At 75.8% G+C, this 19837-nt stretch carries 15 protein-coding genes; 4 read left to right on the top strand and 11 right to left on the bottom strand.

Annotated features, from left to right (window positions below):
- Positions 1–78: 78 nt before the first annotated feature.
- Complete coding sequence (locus FHU37_RS05015) at positions 79–1074, top strand: alpha/beta fold hydrolase (RefSeq protein ID WP_246449570.1); 996 nt, start codon at positions 79–81, stop codon at positions 1072–1074.
- 72 nt (positions 1075–1146) lie between these two features.
- On the opposite strand, the gene cobT is transcribed toward FHU37_RS05015, so the two are convergent.
- From cobT to FHU37_RS05000, 3 genes are all read right to left on the bottom strand, one after another.
- On the bottom strand, positions 1147–6228 hold the full coding sequence (gene cobT, locus FHU37_RS05010) for a nicotinate-nucleotide--dimethylbenzimidazole phosphoribosyltransferase (RefSeq protein WP_179813020.1): 5082 nt from the start codon (positions 6226–6228) through the stop codon (positions 1147–1149).
- 326 nt (positions 6229–6554) lie between these two features.
- Positions 6555–7925, bottom strand: coding sequence for a precorrin-6y C5,15-methyltransferase (decarboxylating) subunit CbiE (gene cbiE / locus FHU37_RS05005; protein WP_179813019.1), 1371 nt, complete (start codon positions 7923–7925; stop codon positions 6555–6557).
- 137 nt (positions 7926–8062) lie between these two features.
- On the bottom strand, positions 8063–8752 hold the full coding sequence (locus FHU37_RS05000; protein WP_179813018.1) for a GNAT family N-acetyltransferase: 690 nt from the start codon (positions 8750–8752) through the stop codon (positions 8063–8065).
- Positions 8753–9122: 370 nt separating this feature from the next.
- On the opposite strand from FHU37_RS05000, the gene FHU37_RS28870 reads away from it, so the two are divergent.
- The gene (locus tag FHU37_RS28870; protein ID WP_179813017.1) at positions 9123–9893 is read left to right on the top strand and encodes a class I SAM-dependent methyltransferase; all 771 of its coding nucleotides are present in this window, start codon (positions 9123–9125) and stop codon (positions 9891–9893) included.
- Positions 9894–9998: 105 nt separating this feature from the next.
- On the opposite strand, the gene FHU37_RS04990 is transcribed toward FHU37_RS28870, so the two are convergent.
- The 3 genes from FHU37_RS04990 to FHU37_RS04980 all read right to left on the bottom strand — a co-directional run bounded on the left by FHU37_RS04990 (position 9999) and on the right by FHU37_RS04980 (position 12794).
- Complete coding sequence (locus FHU37_RS04990) at positions 9999–10829, bottom strand: MetQ/NlpA family ABC transporter substrate-binding protein (protein WP_179813016.1); 831 nt, start codon at positions 10827–10829, stop codon at positions 9999–10001.
- Between the two features lie 118 nt (positions 10830–10947).
- The gene (locus tag FHU37_RS04985) at positions 10948–11604 is read right to left on the bottom strand and encodes a methionine ABC transporter permease (RefSeq protein WP_312892423.1); all 657 of its coding nucleotides are present in this window, start codon (positions 11602–11604) and stop codon (positions 10948–10950) included.
- Entirely contained in the window at positions 11601–12794 is a 1194-nt protein-coding gene (locus FHU37_RS04980; protein ID WP_179813015.1) for a methionine ABC transporter ATP-binding protein, read from the bottom strand. The genes FHU37_RS04985 and FHU37_RS04980 overlap by 4 nt, the downstream gene beginning before the upstream one ends.
- Before the next feature lie 611 nt (positions 12795–13405).
- Between FHU37_RS04980 and FHU37_RS04975 the strand changes: the two genes are divergently transcribed.
- Positions 13406–13879: an ATP-binding protein gene (locus FHU37_RS04975; protein WP_179813014.1), complete on the top strand. Its 474-nt coding sequence runs from the start codon at positions 13406–13408 to the stop codon at positions 13877–13879.
- 20 nt (positions 13880–13899) lie between these two features.
- Here the strand turns inward: FHU37_RS04975 and FHU37_RS04970 are convergent, their stop codons facing one another.
- From FHU37_RS04970 to FHU37_RS04960, 3 genes are all read right to left on the bottom strand, one after another.
- Positions 13900–14130 carry a hypothetical protein gene (locus tag FHU37_RS04970; protein ID WP_179813013.1) on the bottom strand — a complete coding sequence of 77 codons (231 nt, stop codon included), beginning with the start codon at positions 14128–14130 and terminating at the stop codon, positions 13900–13902.
- Positions 14127–14777 (bottom strand): hypothetical protein, encoded by a 651-nt coding sequence (locus FHU37_RS04965; protein WP_179813012.1) that lies wholly within the window; start codon positions 14775–14777, stop codon positions 14127–14129. The genes FHU37_RS04970 and FHU37_RS04965 overlap by 4 nt, the downstream gene beginning before the upstream one ends.
- Before the next feature lie 110 nt (positions 14778–14887).
- The gene (locus tag FHU37_RS04960) at positions 14888–16027 is read right to left on the bottom strand and encodes a glycerophosphodiester phosphodiesterase (RefSeq protein ID WP_179813011.1); all 1140 of its coding nucleotides are present in this window, start codon (positions 16025–16027) and stop codon (positions 14888–14890) included.
- A 155-nt stretch (positions 16028–16182) separates the two neighbouring features.
- Between FHU37_RS04960 and FHU37_RS04955 the strand changes: the two genes are divergently transcribed.
- Entirely contained in the window at positions 16183–16956 is a 774-nt protein-coding gene (locus FHU37_RS04955) for a hypothetical protein (protein WP_179813010.1), read from the top strand.
- Positions 16957–17053: 97 nt separating this feature from the next.
- On the opposite strand, the gene argH is transcribed toward FHU37_RS04955, so the two are convergent.
- On the bottom strand, positions 17054–18451 hold the full coding sequence (argH, locus tag FHU37_RS04950) for an argininosuccinate lyase (protein ID WP_218904251.1): 1398 nt from the start codon (positions 18449–18451) through the stop codon (positions 17054–17056).
- Between the two features lie 144 nt (positions 18452–18595).
- Complete coding sequence (locus FHU37_RS04945) at positions 18596–19795, bottom strand: argininosuccinate synthase (RefSeq protein WP_179813008.1); 1200 nt, start codon at positions 19793–19795, stop codon at positions 18596–18598.
- Between the last annotated feature and the right edge of the window lie 42 nt (positions 19796–19837).

Below are 19837 nucleotides of genomic sequence, written 5' to 3'. Positions count from 1 at the left end.
GTCCGCCCAGGATCGACCGCACGGGGCGGTCGCCCACCCGGGCGGAGCCCACCGTCGCCGTTCCCGCCGGAGGCAGCGTTGCCGCAATCCGCCCACGGGCCACACGATCTGACGCACCGACTGGTGGCCACGCCGGCCGGCCGCACCCACCTGGTGGAGCAGGGCAGCGGCCCGCTGGTCCTCCTGGTCCACGGCTTCCCGGAGTCCTGGTACTCGTGGCGCCAGCAGCTCCCGGCCCTCGCCGCGGCGGGCTACCGCGCGGTCGCGATCGACGTCCGGGGCTACGGCCGTTCGTCCCGCCCCGGCCGGGTCGGGGCGTACCGGATGGTCGAGCTCGTCGAGGACAACGCCGCCGTGGTCCGTGCCCTCGGCGAGGAGACCGCCGTGATCGTGGGGCACGACTGGGGTTCGGGCATCGCCGCCAACAGCGCCCTGCTCCGGCCGGACGTCTTCACCGCGGTCGGGCTGCTGAGCGTCCCCTACTCGCCACGGGGCGGGATCCGCCCCACCGAGGCCTTCTCCCGGATCGGCGGGGAGGAGGAGTTCTACGTCAGCTACTTCCAGGAGCCGGGACGGGCGGAGGCCGAGATCGAGCCCGACGTCCGGGGCTGGCTGGCCGGGTTCTACGCCGGGCTCTCGGCCGACACCATGCCGCCGGCCGGGGAGGGCAGCCTGTTCTTCGTGCCGCGCGGCGGGAGGCTCTCCGACCGCTTCCCCTCCACCGGCCGCCTGCCGGCCTGGCTCACCGAGGCGGACCTGGACTTCTACGCGGGCGAGTTCGAGCGGACGGGGCTGACCGGCGCCCTCAACCGCTACCGCAACGTCGACCGGGACTGGGCCGACCTCGCCGCCTGGGACTCGGCGCCCATCCCGCAGCCCTCGCTGTTCATCGGCGGCGCCCTGGACTCCTCGACCGCGTGGCTGGCCGACGCGATCGCGGCCCACCCCACCACGCTGCCCGGCGTGATGGGCTCGCACCTCCTCGACGGCTGCGGCCACTGGATCCAGCAGGAGCGCGCCGAGGAGGTCAACCGGCTCCTCCTCGACTGGCTGCGCGGCGTCCGCGGCCCGTAGCCCCGCGCCCGTCCGCCGCCTGACGGTGCGGGCCCCGCCGAGGCGGGGCCCGCACGCTTCAGCGGGACCGGTTCACCGCTTCTCGGTCACCCCGGCCTGGTCGAAGGTGGCGACGTCGTGCATGGCCCGGGCGGCGCTCTGCACCAGCGGCAGCGCCAGCAGCGCCCCCGCTCCCTCGCCGATCCGCAGGTCGAGGTCGACCAGCGGGCGCAGCCCCAGCTTGGCCAGGGCGGCGCGGTGGCCCGGCTCCGCCGAGCGCTGCCCGGCCACGCAGGCGGCCAGCACCTCCGGCGCGATCGCCTTGGCCACCAGGGCGGCGGCGCCCGCCACCGTGCCGTCCAGGATCACCGGGGTGCGCAGCGACGCCGAGCCGAGCATCAGCCCGACCAGGCCGGCGTGCTCCAGCCCGCCCAGGGCGGCCAGCACGCCGATCGGGTCGGCCGGGTCGGGGGTGTGCAGCGCCAGCGCGGCGCGCACCGCCTCCGCCTTGCGGACCTGGACCTGCTCGTCCACCCCGCTGCCCCGGTCGGTCAGCTCCGCCGGGTCCGTGCCGGTGAGGGCGGCGATCAGGGCGATCGAGGCGGTGGTGTTGGCCACCCCCATGTCACCGGTGACCAGCGCGCGGTTGCCGGCGTCGATGAGGTCGCGGGCGATCTCGATGCCGATCTCGATGCCCGCCAGGGCCTCCTCACGGCTCATCGCCGGTCCGGTGGTGATGTCCCCGGTGCCCGCCCGCAGCCGGCGCGGCAGCAGGCCGGGCCGGAGTTCGACGGGCTCGCGCAGCCCCATGTCCACGACCACCACCTCGGCGCCCACCTGCGCGGCGAAGGCGTTGACCACTCCCCCGCCGTCCAGGAAGTTGCGCACCATCTGCCCGGTGACCTCCTGCTCCCAGGCGCTGACCCCCTGGGCGTGCACGCCGTGGTCGCCGGCGAAGACCACCACGGCGGCCGGCTCCGGCACCGGCGGCGGGCACTTGCGGGACAGTCCGCACAGCTGCGCCGAGATGATCTCCAGCATGCCGAGCGAGCCGGACGGCTTGGTCATCCGCTTCTGCCGGTCCCAGGCCGCGCCCAGGGCCTTCGCGTCCAGGGGGCGGATGCCGCGCAGCGTCTCCTCCAGGAGGGTGCGCGGGGACTCGCCGGGCAGCGCGCGCCGCCCGTACTCCTCCTCGTGCACGACCCAGGACAGCGGACGCCGCCGGTCCCCGCCGCCCACCGCGGGCTCCGGCTCCTCGGCGAACTCCTGGACGTAGCCCAGGCACAGGTAGGCGACGACGCCGAGGTGGCCGGGCAGGCCGAGCGAGGAGACCACCTCGGCCTCGTCGAAGAAGTGCACCCAGCCGACGCCGAGGCCCTCGGCGCGGGCGGCCAGCAGCAGGTTCTCCACCGCCAGCGCGCCGGACAGCGGGGCGCTGTCCGGCGGGTTGTGCCGTCCGCCCCGGGAGGGGTCGACGGTGACGACGACGTTCACCGGGGTCTGCAGGATGGCGTCGGCGGAGAGCTCCCGCACCTGCCGGGCACGGCCCTTGGGCAGTTGGGCCCGGTACGCCTCCTGCTGCCGGACGGCGAGCTGGTGCATCCGGGCGCGGGTCTTGGAGGAGCGGACCACCACGAAGTCCCACGGCTGGGCGTAGCCGGTGGTGGGGGCGGTGTGCGCGGCCTCCAGGACCCGGATCAGCACGTCGTGCGGGATGGGGTCGGGGCGGAAGCCGGCGCGCACGTCCCGCCGCTCCCGGATGACCCGGTGCACGGCGTCGCGGGCGGCGTCGTCGTACCCGGGCGCGGCCGGTCCGTCCGGCACCCGAGGTGCGGGTATGCCGTCCGTGGCCTCCCCGGCGGCACCCGCGGGGTGCGCCGTGACCGGCTGTTCGGCCTCCAGTAGGGCCTCGCCGGGGGCCTGCTGACCGGGCATTGCTTCCACGCCTCCATCCGCGCTGTCCTGCTTCGGCACCGCTTCACCGGGCACGGCGGGGGCTTCCTGCCGTTCTGCCTGCCCGGGCTCGGCCGACTGTTCCGTTCGTTCCGGCTGCTCCGCCGGCGCCTGCTCCGGCTGCTCCGGCTGGTTCGGCTGTTCCGGCTCGCTCGACCGCTCCGGCTGGTTCGCCGGCTGGGCCGGCGCGGCGTCCGGGGCTCCTTCGGCCTCCGCCGCAGGCTCGGCCGGCTCGGCCGGTTGCGCCGGCTCCGCCGGTTGCGCCGGCTCGGCCGGTTGCGCGGGCTCGGCCGGTTGCGCGGGCTCGGCCGGGGCCGGGGCGGGCTGCTCCGCCGGCGCCTCCTGGGGTGCGGGTTCGCTCGGGTCCGTCGCCTCCGCCGGTGCCACGGGTTCCGCGGCGGCCGCCGTCTCGCCCTCGGCCGGGGCGGCGGGGCTCGCGCCCTCCGGTGCCGGCGGGGCCCCGGTCGGCGACGCCGCCTCAGTCACCGGCGCGCCGGGGGCCTCGGGCGCGGCGGCCGCGGGGCCTTCGAGGGCCACCAGCTGGGTCTCGCGCTGCTCCTGGGGCTGTGCGGTCGGCTGGGGCTGCGAGCTCGGCAGGGGCTGTGCGGTCGGCTCCGCGGCAGCCACGGCCGCAGCCGGGGTCTCCGCCTCCGGCTGCCCCCCAGCCGTCTCCACGGGCTCCGTCGTCCCCACGGGCTCCGCCGGCTCGGCGGCCTGCTCGGCCCCGTCGGCGGGCGCGGTGGGCTCGGCCTCGGCGGCCGGCGGCGCGAACGGCTCGACCCCCGCGCCCTCCGCCTCCGCGACCTCGACCTCGCCCTCCGCCGCGGCGAGGGCGGCGGCCGTCAGCGGCGGCGGCAGCGGAACCGCCCCGACCGGGGACGGCGGACGCGTCGCCGCGGGCGCCACGGCGAGCTGGGCGGTCACCAGATCCGCCGGGATTCCGGCGACGGCGTGGGTGGTGGGCCCGGAGGGCTCCGCGGGCGACGTCGTGCCTTCCGGCTCGCCGGCCGTCCCCTCGTCCTCGCCGGTGACCGCCGGGGTGGACGCGGCGCCCTCGGCGCCGTCCGCCGGGGCGGGCGGCGCGGTCGGGGCCGCGTCGGACACGCCGCCCGCCGGCTCCGGCGCCTCCGGCTGGGAGGTCGCCGAGTGGTCCGCCGCGTCGGCTCCGGCCGCGTGGGCCGGCGCTGCGGCGTCGCTCGGAACGGCCGGTTCGGGCTGTTCGGGCACGGCGGCCGGTTCCGCCGGCGGGGTCGCCTGCTCGGGAGCGACCGGAGCCGGCACCGGGGTGGCGCTGGCCGCGGCCCCTTCCGGCGACGGCGTGGGCGGCTCGGTGGTCGTCTCGCCGGCCGGCGAGACGTCGCCGGGCGCGCCGTCAGCCGGCGCCTCCAGTGGAGCCGAACCGGCCTGGGGTGCTTCCGCCTGGGGTGCCTCGGCCTGGACCGCCTCGGCGTGGGCGGGCTCCGCCTGGGGCGACGGGAGGATCGCGGCGTCGTCGGTGCCGGCCGCCGTCACCGCCCCCGTCTGGTCGGGCGTCACGGCCTGCGGGGAGACCGCGGCGTCGGCCTGCTGGGGGGCGCCGACCACCGGTGTCCCGGCCGGCGCGGGCTGGGCCTCCACGGCCTGCTCCGGCACGGCAGGCGCGGCGGGCGTGGCCACCGGGGCGGCCGGCGCCACGGGCGCGGGCTCGGGGGCGGGCTGCGGAGCCACCGGCGGACACGGCGCCTCGGCGGCCGGCTCGCCCACGGCGGCCGGCCCACCCACGGTCGGCTGCTCCGGCACGGTGGGCTGCGGGCCCGGGGCGGGCGCGGTCGCCGGCGCCAGCTCGTCCGCGGGTGCCGCCGTCGCGGCGGCCACGACCACCGCCGGCTGTTCCTGTCCGACCGCGGCCGACGGCTCCGGCCCGGCCTGTTCCGGCGCGGCCTGCTCGTGCGCCGACTCCACCGGCTGCGCCGGGACGGACGGCTCCACGGGCTGAGCCGCCGGCACGGCGGGCGCGGCCGGTGCCGCCGGGGCAGCCTGGGCCTCGGGCTCCGGCTGGGGAGCCACCGGCGGGACCGGCGCGGGGGCGGCCGTGGTCGGCCCTCGGTCGGCGAGCGACCGGACCGGGACCGATCCGGTGCTGAAGGTCTGCGCGGGCGGCCCGGCGTGCAGCGGACGGCGCTGCTGGGCCGCGCCCAGCGGCTGCACCGTGGGGTAGCGCGGCGGGGCCGGCGCCACCGGGCCGGACTGGGCGCCCGGGGCGGACTGGGCGCCCGGGGCGGGACGAGGCGGCTGGCCGGAGGGCGCGCCGGCCGCGGCCGCGTGGCCGCCGTCGGTCGGGCCGAAGGCGTCGGGCCCGGCCTGCGGGGGGACCTGCGGGGCGGTCAGGTCGCCGGTGCCGAACGCGACCTGCGGCTGCCCGGCCGGCTCGGCGGCGCCCGGCATGCCGGGGCCGCCCGGCGCACCGGGCACCCCCGGCGCGTCGGGCGCGGTCGGGGCGGTGGGCGCGGTCGGGGCGGTGGGCGTCGGGATGGGCGGCCCCGCCGGGATCGGCGTGGTGAGCTCCGGCCCCACCTGGAGCGGACCGGAGACGGGCCCGGGCTGCCCCGGAATGAACGGCACGGCCGGGTAGGGGGTGCCGACGGCCCCGTAGGTGGCCGCGGCGAGCGGGTCGAGGCCGTGCGGCGGCGGCTCCTCCGCCACCGGCCAGCCGGCCGACTCGTCGTCGGAGAGCAGCAGCGGCCCGCCACGGGCCCCGAGCCCCAGCGGCCGGCCCTGCTCCTCACCGGGCGCGTCGACGAGCGGGACGTCCCCCTCCCCGGGCCCTGCGGGGAGCAGGCCCTCGGGACCGTGGCCGGGGTAGGCGCCGGCCGGGTACCCGGTGGTCGGGCCCGCCGGGTACCCGGCGGTGGGCCCGGCCGGGTACCCGGTGGTCGGGCCGGACGGGCCGGCGGGATGCACCACGGGGTCGCTCCAGCTGCCCTGACGCCCCGGCATGACCAGCGAGTCGTCGTCCGGGAGGGCGTCGGAGTCGTCGTCGGGCTCGTCGATGAAGGTGAAGGCCGGGTGGACCGGCACCGCTCCGCCGGGCGGGACGGGTCCGCCCGGCGCCCCGTAGGGGCCCGTCGCCGGCACGCCGTAGGTTTCCGGCGCACCGTAGGGGCCACCCGCCGGCTGTGCACCGGCCGGGTCCATCGGGCGCCCCGGTGTCCCCTCCGGGGGGAGGTGACCGGTCTCGCTCATGTACTCCACTCCTTCGCCGGGACGCCCGCCGGCTCTCGTTGGCTGCTCATGGCCCGCCCCGCCGGCCGCGGGAAGGGCGCTCGGTCACGATCGGACAACGACAGTCTCCGGCGTAGCGGCACGTCCGTCCTGCCGATCCCCGACATTCTTTCGGGCGGGGACCCACATCGGCCAACCAGGGTCGATACCGGGCGGCGATCCAACCCTTCCGGTAACCGTTCGAACACCCACCGAAGCGGGTGCGGCGGTGGACGGCGGGGCGCCGGGCTGACGGCGGGTCGGCGCGGCGCCGCGGCGGACGGGCCGGCCGCCGAGGTGGCGCCGCCTCAGCCGCGTGCCGGCTCGGCGCGTCCGGGCGAGCCCCACAGCATGAAGGTGGGTCCGGCCGCGGCGAAGCGGTGCACTCCGCCGGCCAGCGGGGCGAGCCGGGAGGCCTGGAGCAGCACGCCGTCGCAGGCGTAGCCGTGCTCGGCGAACGCCTCCCGGATGCGCTCGACCCACTGCACGGCGGTCACCACGGCCACCAGGCGTTCGGGACGGCGGGCCAGGCAGGCGGACACCACCGTGGGGCCGCCGGCGGCCACGAACACGGTGTCCGGTTGCGGGAGCCGGGCGAGCGCCGCGGGGGCCTCGCCGCGCACCACCTGGACCTCCACCCCGTGCGCGCCCGCGTTGGCGGTGACGGCCTCGCAGGCGGCGGCGTCCCGGTCGACGGCCACCACGGCGGCGCCGAAGCGGGCGGCCTCCACGGAGAGCGATCCGCTGCCCGCGCCGACGTCCCACAGCAGGTCGCCGGGGCGCGGGCCGAGTCGGGCCAGGGCGAGGGCGCGCACCTCGGCGTTGAGCACCACCGAGTCGCGGTGCAGGTAGCGCTGCTCGGGCAGCGCCCAGCCGCGCACCGCGCCGGGGTGGTCCACCGGGTGGCCGGCGATCCAGCCGTAGGGGGCGGTGCCGCCCGTGCCGCTGCCGAGGGCGGGGGCGTCGCGGCCCAGCACGGCCGGGACGGTGCCGCCGGTGGCCGGGCCGCGCACGCCGGTGGCGGGGCCGGGGAGGGCGGCCGGCGATCCCGGGCCGGCGCCGGCGCGGATCCGCGGGGGCAGGCCGGTGACGAGCACGATGTTGGGTTCCCGCCAGGAGCCGTCGGCCACCCGGTCCGCGGTGAGCACGGACACCGTCTCCTCGGGGGTGCCGAGCGCCTCGCAGACCACGAAGGTGCGCGGCAGGTCCCGCAGCAGCAGGGCGAGTTCGGCGGGGCCGGCGCCGGCGCCGGTGAGCACGGCCACCTTGGGGTGGGCGCGGCAGACGTTGACGGCGCGGCGCAGGTTGCCGCCGGCGGCGTTGACCACCAGCGCGTCGTCCCAGGGCATGCCGGCCCGGGCGAAGGCGGCGGCGACCGAGGAGACCGCCGGGACGACCTCGACCTCCAGGCCGAACTCGGGGCGGCGCAGCGCGCGGACGATGCCGAAGAACCCGGGGTCGCCAGCGGTGAGGACCACGGGGGAGCCGCGGTGGGCGGCGGCGCGGCGCGCGGTGTCCTCCAGGGAGCCGGGGAGTTCGCGGGCGGCGTTCGGCGGGAGGGGGACGCTGTCCAGGTGGCGGCGGGCGCCGATGACGAGCGTCGCGGAGGCGAGCGCCGCGCGGGCCGCGTCGGACAGCGGCGATCCGTCCCATCCCACCACCACGACCCGGTCGGCCATGCCCTCGCTGCTCCCCTACGACTGACTGGTCGACGCGGCCGGTCGACGCTGCTGACTGGACGTGATGACGAACGTGGTGACGGACGTGACGACGAACGTGGTTCCGGACGTCACCGGCCGGCCGGCGCGGGCCGTCCTCACGCCCGGAACCGGTGGGGGGACGCTATCGAAGCGGCCGGCCCGTCGTGGTAGCCGCCCTGCCCGACGGCGCCCTCGTCGTCCGGTTCCTCCAGCTCCAGGTCCTCCAGGTCCTCCGGCAGGAGGCCCCACAGGATCAGGTCGGTGCGGAACTCGTGCGTCCGGCTGCTGCTGTCGGCGTCGGGCAGCCGGACGAGCCCCGCGCTGCGCAGCACGCCCTCGCTGATGAAGCCGGCCTTGCGGGCGACCTGCTGGGGGGCGGCGTTGCCGGCGGCGGTGCGCATCTCGACGCGCGCGAAGCCGTGCTCCTCGAACAGCCACCGGGCGATGGCGAGGACCGCCTCCGGAGCGTACCCCTCGCCGCGCGCCCACGGGGCCGTGACCACGGTCAGGTCGGTGCTGCGGACCGCCCAGTCGGTGCCCTGGAGGGTGATCGAGCCCACCAGCCGGCCGGTCAGGTGCTCGCAGACGGCGAGGGCGAGCCCGTCGCCGTCCTCCCTCAGCCGGCGGGCGCCGTGGCGCACCCACTCCTCGGCGTGGCGCGCGGTGTAGGGGTGGGGGACGCGCAGCCAGGTGACGACGGCCTCGTCGTCCATCATGTCCACCAGCTGCGGGACGTCCTCCGCCTCGAAGCGCCGCAGCACCAACCGGTCGGTGCCGAGCGAGACATCGGGGAAGCTCGGGGTCATGCCGTCATCTCCTCGCCGTCTGGGCCGTCCGCGTGCGGGCCCCGTCCTGCCGACGGCTGGCAGGAGGGGGAGGAACCGTTCCGTCGCCCGGGTTCGACGTCTGTGCGTCAGCCGGGGTTGCGCGGACCGGAGTTCGTTCGGTGCGCGTACGGGTCCCCGGGGGAAGCATGCAACATCATCCGGCCCGAGCGCAGGTCCGGGGCGGTGCGGATTCGCGGCGGCGCGGCGGTTCGGCGGGGGCGCGTGCGGCGCGCGGGGGAATGGCGGGTTGACGCTGTGTGTCCGTGCGTTGGCCGCCTCGTGACCGCATCGTGGACACCTCCGGTCACCCGGGAGGGGGAGGCCGCGGGTCCTGCTACCGTCGGCTGCCGTGAGGGTTCACCACGTCGCAGGTGTCGGATACGACCGGGCCGCGGGGGCCTACGAGCGCTCCCGTCCTTCCTACCCCATGCCGGTGCTGGCCGAGCTGGCCGACGCGCTGCGCATGGAGCGCGGGCGCACGGTGGTCGACCTCGGGGCGGGCACGGGCAAGTTCACCCGGCTGTTGGCGTTGACCGGTGCCCGGGTGGTGGCGGTGGAGCCGGTGCGGGCCATGCGGGAGCGCCTGGCGGAGCTGCTGCCGACGGTGGAGGCGGTGGACGGCACGGCGGAGCACACCGGGCTGCCGGACGCCTCGGCGGACGTGGTGGTGGCGGCGCAGGCGTGGCACTGGTTCCGCGAGGAGGAGGCGCTGGCCGAGGTGGAGCGGGTGCTGCGGCCGGACGGGGCGCTGGCGCTGGTGTGGAACACCTACGACGAGTCGGTGCCGTGGGTGCGGGACTACCAGCAGGTGTACTTCCGGCGGGCTCCGGAGGGGCTGCCCGGCCACCGGGACGGGGCGTGGCGGGCGGCGCTGGAGGCCCGGCCGGGGTGGGGGCCGCTGTCCGAGCGGCACTTCCCGAACCCGCACCGGGTGAGCCGGGAGGGGGCGGTGGAGCGGATGCTCTCCAGCAGCCACATCGCGGCGGGGGCGGACACCGAGCGGGTGCGGGCGGAGGTCGAGGCGGTGCTCCAGGCGCATCCGCAGACCCGGGACGCCGACCACGTGGAGCTGGCCTACACGACCGACGTGTACTGGACGCGGCGCCGGCCGGCCGGCTGAGCGTTCCGGCGCGGGCCGGCAGGTACGCCGACGCGGCCCGGTGCCCGGCGCTCCCGGTGTGGGGGCGCGGGCGCCGGGCCGCGTGCGTGCGGGGGCGTCCGGGCGTCAGTCGACGGCGACGACGGAGCCCTGGTAGGTCTCCTCGATGAACTGCTTGACCTCGTCGGACTTCAGCAGCTCGGCGAGGGTCTGCACCCGCGGGTCGTCCTCGTTGCCCTCCTTGACCACCAGGAGGTTGGCGTACGGGTTGCCCTCGGCCTCCTCGATGACGATGGCGTCCTCGGCGGGGCTGAGGTCGGCCTCGATCGCGTAGTTGCCGTTGATCACGGCGGCGTCCAGGTCCGGCAGGGAGCGCGGGATCTGGGCGGCCTCCAGCGGCTCGAAGACGAGGTTCTTCGGGTTCTCCGCGATGTCCGCCTCGGTGGCGGTGATGCCGGCGCCGTCCTTCAGGGTGATCAGGCCGTTGTCGGCGAGCAGGTTCAGCGCCCGGCCGCCGTTGGTGGCGTCGTTGGGGATGCCCACCGTGGCGCCGTCGGCGAGCGCGTCGAGGGAGTCGATCTTCTCGGAGTACAGGCCGAGCGGCTCCAGGTGGACGGGCTCGACGGCGACCAGGTGGGTGCCGTGCTCGGCCTGGAAGTCGTCCAGGTAGGGCTGGTGCTGGAAGTAGTTGGCGCCGACGGAGCCGTCCTCGGTGGCGGTGTTGGGCAGCACGTAGTCGCTGAACTCGCGGACCTCCAGCTCCAGGCCGGCCTCCTCGGCGAGGTTGTCCTTGACGAAGTTCAGGATGGCGGCGTGCGGCACCGGCGAGGCGGCGACCACGAGGGGGCCGTCGGGCAGGCCGGCGGCGTCGTCGCCGCCGTCGGCACCGCAGGCGGTGGCGGCGAGCAGGATGCCGGCGGTGGCGGCGGAGAGCGCGGCGAATCGGAAGGTACGCACGAAAAGTGCCTTTCTGTCTGGCCGGTGGGGACCGGTCCGGGTCTGTGCGAGGAAGGTCTGGGGCGCAGGGGCGCTCGGGTCGCGCGGGGCGGTGGCGCCCCGGCGCGGACGGCGGGCCCTAGCGGTGGGAGAGCCGGCGGGCGGCGAAGTCGCCGATCATCTGCACGATCTGCACGATGAGGATCAGCAGCACGACGGTGATCACCATCAGCTGCGTCTCGAAGCGGTAGTAGCCGTAGCGCACGGCGACGTCGCCGAGCCCGCCGCCGCCGACCGCGCCGGCCATGGCCGAGTAGCCGATCAGCGCGATCACCGTGGTGGTCAGCCCGGAGACGATGGAGGGCAGCGCCTCGGGCACCAGCACCTTGCGGACGACCGTCCAGGTTCCGGCGCCCATCGACTGGGCGGCCTCCACCAGGCCGGCGTCCACCTCGCGGACGGCCACCTCGACCAGCCGGGCGAAGAACGGGATGGCGCCGATGGTGAGCGGCACCATCGCCGCCTCCGGCCCGATGGAGGTGCCCACGACGAAGCGGGTGAACGGGATCAGCGCGATCATCAGGATCAGGAAGGGCAGCGAACGGCCGATGTTCACCACCAGGCCGAGCACCCGGTTCACGGTGGCGCTGCGCAGCAGGCCGCCGTTGTCGGTGAGCACCAGGAGCACGCCCAGCGGCAGGCCGAGCACCAGGGCGAGCAGCGTGGAGACGCCGACCATGTACAGGGTGTCCCAGGTGGCCTCGGTGAGGATCGGCCCCATCTCGTCCCAGGTCACGCCCGGTCCTCCTTCTCGCCCCGCTCGTTGCTGGTGGTCGGCTGGTCGCTGGCGGCCGGCTGGTCGGTGGTCGCCGGCTCGGTCGCGGCGGCCGGCTTCGCGCCGGCCGGCTGGTCGTCGTCGGGGAGCAGCTGGGTGCCCAGTTCCTCGGCGCCGTCCAGCAGCCGCTCCTGCACGGCGGTCCCGGCGGCCGGCGGCCGCGGCTCACCGCTGACCACCGTCACCTGGAGCCCCTTCTCGCGCAGGAAGCCGATCGGCACCACGTTCTGCTCGAAGTCGCCCGGCAGCTCCAGCCGCATCCGGCCGACCTGCCGGCCGCCGATCGTCTCGATGGAGGCGCCCAGGATGCTGGGGTCGACCGTGTAGGTGCGGGCGAGCTGGGCGATCACCGGCTGACCGGAGGACTCCCCGTGGAAGGTGATCTCGATGACCGTGCCGCCCTCGCGGGTCGGCGCGGCGCCCAGCGGGAACAGCTCGCGGGCCAGCTCCGAGCCGGGCGTGGCGAGCAGGTCGGCGACCCGCCCGGACTCCACGATCCGGCCGGAGCGCATCAGCGCGGCGGAGTCGCAGACCGCCTTGACCACGTCCATCTCGTGGGTGATCAGCAGCACGGTCAGGCCGAGGTCGCGGTTGAGGTCGCGCAGCAGCTTCAGGATGGAGCGGGTGGTCTCCGGGTCCAGGGCGGAGGTGGCCTCGTCGGAGAGGAGCACCTTCGGCTTGGCGGCGAGGGCCCGGGCGATGCCGACGCGCTGCTTCTGGCCGCCGGAGAGCTGCGCCGGGTAGGCGGTGGCCCGGTCGGCCAGCCCGACCAGCTCCAGCAGCTCGGTGGCGCGGGTGGCGCGTTCCCGGCGGCCGAGGCCCAGGATCTCCAGCGGCAGCTCCACGTTCTCCCTGGCCGTGCGGCTGGAGAGCAGGTTGAAGTGCTGGAAGATCATGCCGATCTGCTGCCGCGCCCGGCGCAGGGCGGGACCGGAGAGCGCCGTCAGCTCGGTGCCGTCGACGGTGACCGTGCCGGAGGTCGGGCGCTCCAGGAGGTTGACGCAGCGGATCAGCGAGCTCTTGCCCGCCCCGCTGCGGCCGACGACTCCGAACACCTCGCCTTCCGGCACGTGCAGGTCGACGCCGTCCAGGGCGACGACCTCCCGCTGGCGCGATCGGTAGACCTTGCGCAGATCGGTGGTTGTGATCACAGAACTTCCGGACTGTCGGAAAGCACGGCGGTCTGCCGCACAGCGGACATTTCGATCATAAAAGGATGATGAGCCGCTTAACGTTCCGCCCCACCCGGGGCACCGCCCGCGGCGCCGGGCGCCGCGCACCGCGCATACCAGGGCCCTGAGCTGGGGTTTCCCATGGGCGAGGAGGTCGCACCGGGAGGCCGGGGCCCGCCCTCGGGGCGGCGGCGGTGTGAGGAGGGGAACGCGTCTCGCTTCGGGGCGCGAGGCTCGGCGGGGGCCCTCAGCAGGCACACATTCGCGGAGCGACGCACATGCGACGACACCCCAGCGCCATGGCGCCGTGGGGGATGCTGTCCGTCGCAGTCGCAGTCATGCCGGTCAGTAAATCAGACGGGTTACACGGACCTCAAACCCGGTTACCGAACAGTTAAGCGGCGGCGGTGCGAGCGGGCACGCCCGCCTTCGGGTGTCGCCGCGGGGGCCGGCACGGCGTCGTTCCGGGCCCCGGGCCACTACGCCTCGAACACCCCGTTTCCCAGCGGAAACCACTCTCCGCTATGAATGTGTCCCGGAGAGCGATCATCGGTGTGCGCGGCGACCGCGCGGGATGTGGGAGGGGCGCGTTGTCCTCATCGAAGCCGCGGGACCGCCGGCTCGACTACCAGGTCTCCCTCACCCTCACCCCGGAGGCGATCCCCACCATCCGCAACGCGGTGCGCGCGCGGCTGACGAGCAGCGACACCGGACGGGCGCACACCCACGACGCCTGCCTGGTGGTCACCGAACTGCTGGACAACGTGCTGCGGCACACGCCCACCGGATTCGCCGAGCTCACCGTGACCACCATGGCGGACGACGTGACCCCGGCACTCGACCACCTGCTCATCACCGTCTTCGACCGCGATCCGAACCCGCTGCGGGTCTGCCCGGTCTCCCGGCGGCCGAACTGGAGCCGGGACCGCGGCCGCGGCCTCACCCACGTCTCGCTGACCGCCTGGAGCTGGGGCGTGCGGCAGATCACACACCCGGAGCACGGGCCGGGCAAGGAGGTCTGGGTCCTGCTGCGCTCCCCCGGCCCCGGCCCGCTCGCCGGATGACCGCCCAGTCGTCCAGGGCCCTACGGCCGGCCGGGGGCGACGAACGGATCCGGAATGGGGGTGTCCGCGGAGGGACGGAGCCGCTCGACGCGCTCGACGCGCTCGGCATGGTTCCAGGCCTGCAGCCGGTTCCCCAGCGCCGCCCCGCCCACCAGGGCCAGCACGATCGCCGCGGCCAGCAGCAGCGCCCCGCGCCGACCACCGGCCGCGCGGCTCCCCGTGTTCCCCGTCGTGTTCCCAGGCGTACTCACAGCCGGCCGAGCACCCTCTCCGCGACCGCCACCGCGACCGCCCTCGCCCGGGCCGGGTCGGTGGGGGTGGCCGAGTAGTCCACGGTCAGCAGGTCCCGTCCGAGCAGCACGGTCACCTCGGCGGTCACCCAGCGCCCGCCGGCCGCTCCACCGCTCTCCTCGGCGACCTCCACGAAGGCGGCCTCGCCGACGCCCGGGAGGTCCTCCGGCGCGCCGCGGTCACCCGCCGCGTACTCCCTGCTCCAGGTGAAGGCCTCGCGCGCCTCGCCCCAGCCGTCGCCGGTACGGGTGTCGCCGTGCCGGGTGAGGCCGAGGTACAGCGTGGCCCGGGGGCCCTCGCCGCTCCCGTCCGGCGTCCCCGGGGAGAGCACCTCGCAGTACGCCCTGGACTCCACCGCGTTCCAGGGATCGGTCCGGCTGCTCTCCACCCCCTGCGGCACGATCCGCCGCAGGTCCTCGGCCTCCACCAGCCGGCACAGGTCCGCCGGGGCGGCCTCGGCCTCGCCGTCGCCCAGGAGCAACCAGCCGAACACGGTGGCCATCACGAACGCGGTGAGCACACCGCCCGCACCCAGGACACGAGCGAGGACGGCGAGTCGAGCCAGCTGCCGCTCCGCGAGCTGTCGCTGGGCCAGCGGTCCGGTCACGGTTTTTCCCCCCGGAGTGATGGTCCGACTCTACAGCGGCGCCCGGCCGCCGGGACCCTGATTCCGGTGTTCCGGCGGCCAGGCGGCCCCGGGGGAGGGGCGCGGCGGCGTCAGCCGGCGAACAGCTCGCGGGCGGCCACCGCCGTGTCCGGCTGGTCGGCGAAGACGCCGTCCACGCCCTGCTCGACGTACAGCTCGTACAGCGGCCACACGTCACCGTAGGCGGCCGGGTCCGAGCCGCTGCGCAGGGACGGCGGCAGGAAGTTGTTCTCGTTGCGCACCGTCCACACGTACACCTCCAGCTTCTCCCGGTGCGCGTCCGCGACCAGGGTGGTGGGCGCGCCGACCGTGCCGTCCGCGCCCCAGGGCGCGATCAGCCGCTGCTCCGGGCCGATCGCGTCGGCGAAGCCGGCGATCCAGTCCAGCCCGCGCGGCGTGGCCAGGTCGGCGTAGCTGCGCGGGTCGCCGGAGACGACGAAGTCGTAGGGCCGGCCGCTGTTGCTGAGCAGCATGGCCAGGTCCACCTGCACCATGCGGTTGAGCCGCTGGAGCGCGCCGGCCTCGAAGGACTGCACCACCACCGGGTCGTTGCGGTCGTCCCAGTTGTTGGCGCGCAGCACCTGCGCCACCCGCTCCTCCAGGCCGAGGCCGATGCCGCGGAAGTAGGTGGGGTGCTTCATCTCCGGGGCGATGCCGATGGTGCGCCCGGTCTCCCGGCTGGCCCGGCGGGCCAGGTCGATGACCTCCTGGAGGGTCGGGATCTCGTACAGCCCGTCGTAGAGGGTGTTCTCCTGGCGCAGCTGGGGGAGCCGCTCCTTGGCCCGCAGCGTCTTCAGTTCGGCGAGGGTGAAGTCCTCGGTGAACCAGCCGGTGACCTCGGTGCCGTCGATGACCTTGGTGCGCTTGCGGTCCGCGAACTCCGGGTGGTCGGCGACGTCGGTGGTGCCGGAGATCTCGTTCTCGTGGCGGACGACGAGCTGCCCGTCCCGGGTGGCGACCAGGTCCGGCTCGATGACGTCCGCGCCCATGCCGATGGCCAGCTCGTAGGCCGCGAGGGTGTGCTCGGGGCGGTAGCCGCTGGCGCCGCGGTGCGCGATCACCTCGAACGCCGGCTGCTCGCCGTGCGCGGAGCGCGCCGCCTCGGCGGCGGGTGCCGGCGCGGCGCCCGCGCGCGGGGCGGTGACGGCCAGGCCGACGACGGCCAGGGCCGCGAAGGAACCGGCCAACGTGCGACTGCTCAGACGGCGCATGGGAACTCCTCGGGTCGGGAACGCGCGCCCATCGAAGCGGTGCCGGGCGACATCCGGGCGAACGGCGGGCGACGGGTAGTTGACGAGCCCCCGCGCGACCGCGGCCCGGGTCGAATGGCGCGTCGGGTCCCGGCCCATCGGGCACAATCGGGGTGATGGACCTCAGTGCCAACCCCCACGCCGACGACGGCGCCGGCCCCGCGCCACCCGCCCCGTGCGCGACCGGATCCGACGGCTTCAGCGCCTGCCACGGGCGGGCACTGCGCCCCCTGGTGGCCGACGCCGCGTCGGACCTCGTGCTGATCGGCGGGCACGCCCTGCGCGCCCACGGCGTGCTGGACCGCCCGTGCGCGGGGCTGGGGCTGGCGACCGACTCGCAGACGCCGCTGCCGGACATCTGCCGGGTGGCCGAGGCGGCGCTGGCCGCCGCCGGTCTGGCCGTGCGGGTGACGGACCGCCAGGCGCGCACCGCCGGGATCGCCGTGCGCGATCCGGACTGCGGGCACACCACGTCGGTGCGGCTCTTCAAGGACGCGCTGGACCCGACCACGCGGTCGGCGGCGCGCTGCGGGAGCGCGATCGTGCCGGTGGCCGGCTGGAAGGACACCGGCGGCCTGAAGGTCCGCGCGCTGCTGGACCGCGGCGCGCCGCAGGACTACGTCGATCTGCACGCGCTGTCCGACCGGCGCACCTGGCCGGAGCTGGAGAACCTCGGCCGCCGGCACGCGCCGGAGCTGGATCCCGACCTGCTGCTGGCCCGCCTCGCCATGTCGGCGCGGGTGCCGGACGACCGGTTCGCCCGGCTGGGCCTGGACGAGGACGGGATCGGGACGCTGCGGGTGTGGCTCCAGGGCTGGGTGACGGACCTGTCCGAGCGCCTGGCCGAGGAACGGGTGCTGTGGCGCTCGATGCTGCCCTGGCTGTCCTGAGCGCCCGCGTCACGGGCGGGACCGGCCCCGCGAGGACGCGCCGGGGGCGGGTTCTCGCGGGGCCGGCCCTTCGACGGCGCGCCCCGGGCGGCGGCCGTTACTTGCCGGCCGCCCAGGCGCGCTGGGTGGCCAGGTCGGCGCGGACCTCGGCGAGCTGTTCGGCGACCCGCTCCGGCGCGGTGCCGCCGCGGCCGTTGCGGGAGGCCAGCGCCCCGCGCACGTCCAGCACCTCGCGCACCTCGGGGCGCAGGTGCTCGGAGATGGCGGCGAGTTGCTCGTCGGTCAGCTCGTCCAGCTCCATGCCGCGCGGCTCGCAGAACTTCACGCACTCCCCGGCCACCTCGTGGGCGACCCGGAACGGCACGCCCTGCCGCACCAGCCACTCGGCGATGTCGGTGGCCAGCGAGAAGCCGGCCGGCGCCAGCTCCTCCATCCGCTCCCGGTTGACCCGGAGGGTGGCGATCATCCCGGTGAAGGCCGGCAGCAGCACCTCCAGGGTGTCGCAGGAGTCGAAGACGGGCTCCTTGTCCTCCTGGAGGTCGCGGTTGTAGGCGAGCGGCAGCGCCTTGAGGGTGGCCAGCAGGCCGGTGAGGTTGCCGATCAGCCGCCCGGACTTGCCGCGGGCCAGCTCGGCGATGTCCGGGTTCTTCTTCTGCGGCATGATCGACGAGCCGGTGGCGTAGGCGTCGTCCAGGGTCACGAAGGAGAACTCCTTCGTGTTCCAGATGATGATCTCCTCGGCGATCCGGGAGAGGTCGATGCCGATCATGGCGGTGACGAAGGCGAACTCGGCGACGAAGTCCCGGGAGGCGGTCCCGTCGATGGAGTTGGCCACCGAGCCGCGCTCGAAGCCGAGGTCGGCGGCGACGGCCTGCGGGTCGAGGCCGAGCGAGGAGCCGGCCAGCGCGCCGGAGCCGTAGGGGGAGACGGCGGTGCGCTCGTCCCACTGGCGCAGCCGCTCGGCGTCCCGGCCGAGGGCGTGGGCGTGGGCGAGCAGGTGGTGGGCGAGCAGCACCGGCTGGGCGTGCTGGAGGTGGGTGCGGCCGGGCATGGCCACGTCGGCGTGCGCCTCGGCCTGCGCGACCAGGGCCTCGGTGAGGTCGGCGAGCAGGTCGCCGATGATCCGGGCGTGGTCGCGCAGGTACATCCGGAACAGGGTGGCGATCTGGTCGTTGCGGGAGCGGCCGGCGCGCAGCTTGCCGCCGAGCTCCGGGCCGAGCCGCTCAAGCAGGCCGCGTTCCAGGGCGGTGTGCACGTCCTCGTCGGCGACGGTGCCGGTGAAGCTGCCGTCGGCGACGTCGGCCTCCAGGCGGTCCAGGCCCTCCAGCATGCGGGTGAGCTCGTCGGCGGTCAGCAGGCCGGCCTTGTGCAGCACCCGCGCGTGGGCGCGGGAGCCGGCGATGTCGTAGGGCGCCAGGCGCCAGTCGAAGTGGACGGAGGCGGACAGCCGTGCCAGGGCCTCGGAGGGGCCGCCGGCGAAGCGGCCGCCCCACAGACGGACGCCCTCGCGGTCCGCGTCGTTGCCGTCGGCGTTCGCCCCGGGGGCGCTGGCGGGCTTGTCGGTGGACACCGGTACTCCTCGTGCGTGCGGCGTGGAATGGTGCGGTTGGATGGGTTGGAAGCGGTTCGTGGTGGGCTCTCAGCCCTGGTGCAGGTCCCGGCGGGCCGCGATCTTGCTGGACAGGCCGTAGATCTCGATGAAGCCCTTGGCCTGCGACTGGTCGAAGGTGTCGCCGGTGTCGTAGGTGGCGAGGTTGAAGTCGTACAGCGACTCCTGGCTGCGCCGACCGGTGACGACGGCGCGGCCGCCGTGCAGGGTCATCCGGACGTCGCCGGAGACGTGCTCGTTGGCCTCGTCGACGAAGCCGTCCAGGGCCCGCTTGAGCGGGGAGAACCACTGGCCGTCGTAGACCAGCTCGCCCCAGCGCCGGTCCACCGTCCGCTTGAAGCGGGCGAGTTCGCGTTCGACGGTGACGTTCTCCAGCTCCTGGTGGGCGGTGATCAGCGCGATGGCGCCGGGGGCCTCGTAGACCTCGCGGCTCTTGATGCCGACCAGGCGGTCCTCGACCATGTCGAGCCGGCCGACGCCCTGGGCTCCGGCGCGCCGGTTCAGCTCCTCGATGGCCTGCAGCACGGTGACCGGGCGGCCGTCGAGGGCCACCGGGACGCCCTGCCGGAAGGTGACGACCACCTCGTCGGCCTCGCGGGGCTGGGCCGGGTCGGCGGTGTACTCGTAGACGTCCTCGATCGGGGCGTTCCAGATGTCCTCCAGGAAGCCCGTCTCGACGGCGCGCCCGAAGACGTTCTGGTCGATGGAGTAGGGGGACTTCCTGGTGGTGGCGATCGGCAGGTTCTTGGACTCGCAGAAGGCGATCGCCTTGTCCCGGGTCATCGCGTAGTCGCGGACCGGGGCGACGCACTTCAGGTCGGGGGCGAGGGAGGAGATGCCGACCTCGAAGCGGACCTGGTCGTTGCCCTTGCCGGTGCAGCCGTGGGCGACGGTGCCGGCGCCGTGCTTCCTGGCGGCGGCCACCAGGTGCTTGACGATGACCGGCCGGGACAGCGCGCTGACCAGCGGGTAGCGGTCCATGTAGAGGGCGTTGGCCTTCAGCGCGGGGAGGCAGTACTCGTCGGCGAACTCGTCGCGGGCGTCGGCGACCTCGGCCTCGACGGCCCCGCAGGCCAGCGCCCGGTTGCGGATGACGTCGAGGTCCTCTCCGCCCTGGCCGACGTCCACGGCGACCGCGATCACCTCGGCGCCGGTCTCCTCGGCGATCCAACCGATGGCCACGGAGGTGTCGAGGCCGCCCGAGTAGGCGAGTACGACGCGCTCGGTCACGGGAACTCCTTCGCTCTGGTGCGGTGGTGCGGTGGTGCGGGT

It is taken from the genome of Allostreptomyces psammosilenae, assembly GCF_013407765.1.
GTDB classification, from domain to species: Bacteria; Actinomycetota; Actinomycetes; order Streptomycetales; family Streptomycetaceae; genus Allostreptomyces; species Allostreptomyces psammosilenae.
Note: the sequence above shows the minus strand (reverse complement) of the source record. Positions and strands in the feature narration are given on the sequence as shown.

Coding starts and splice junctions, on each gene's coding strand:
- cbiE (WP_179813019.1), bottom strand. CDS start 7,925: ATGGCCGACCGGGTCGTGGTGGTGGGATGGGACGGATCGCCGCTGTCC.
- FHU37_RS05000 (WP_179813018.1), bottom strand. CDS start 8,752: ATGACCCCGAGCTTCCCCGATGTCTCGCTCGGCACCGACCGGTTGGTG.
- cobT (WP_179813020.1), bottom strand. CDS start 6,228: ATGAGCGAGACCGGTCACCTCCCCCCGGAGGGGACACCGGGGCGCCCG.
- FHU37_RS04955 (WP_179813010.1), top strand. CDS start 16,183: ATGGACCTCAGTGCCAACCCCCACGCCGACGACGGCGCCGGCCCCGCG.
- FHU37_RS04960 (WP_179813011.1), bottom strand. CDS start 16,027: ATGCGCCGTCTGAGCAGTCGCACGTTGGCCGGTTCCTTCGCGGCCCTG.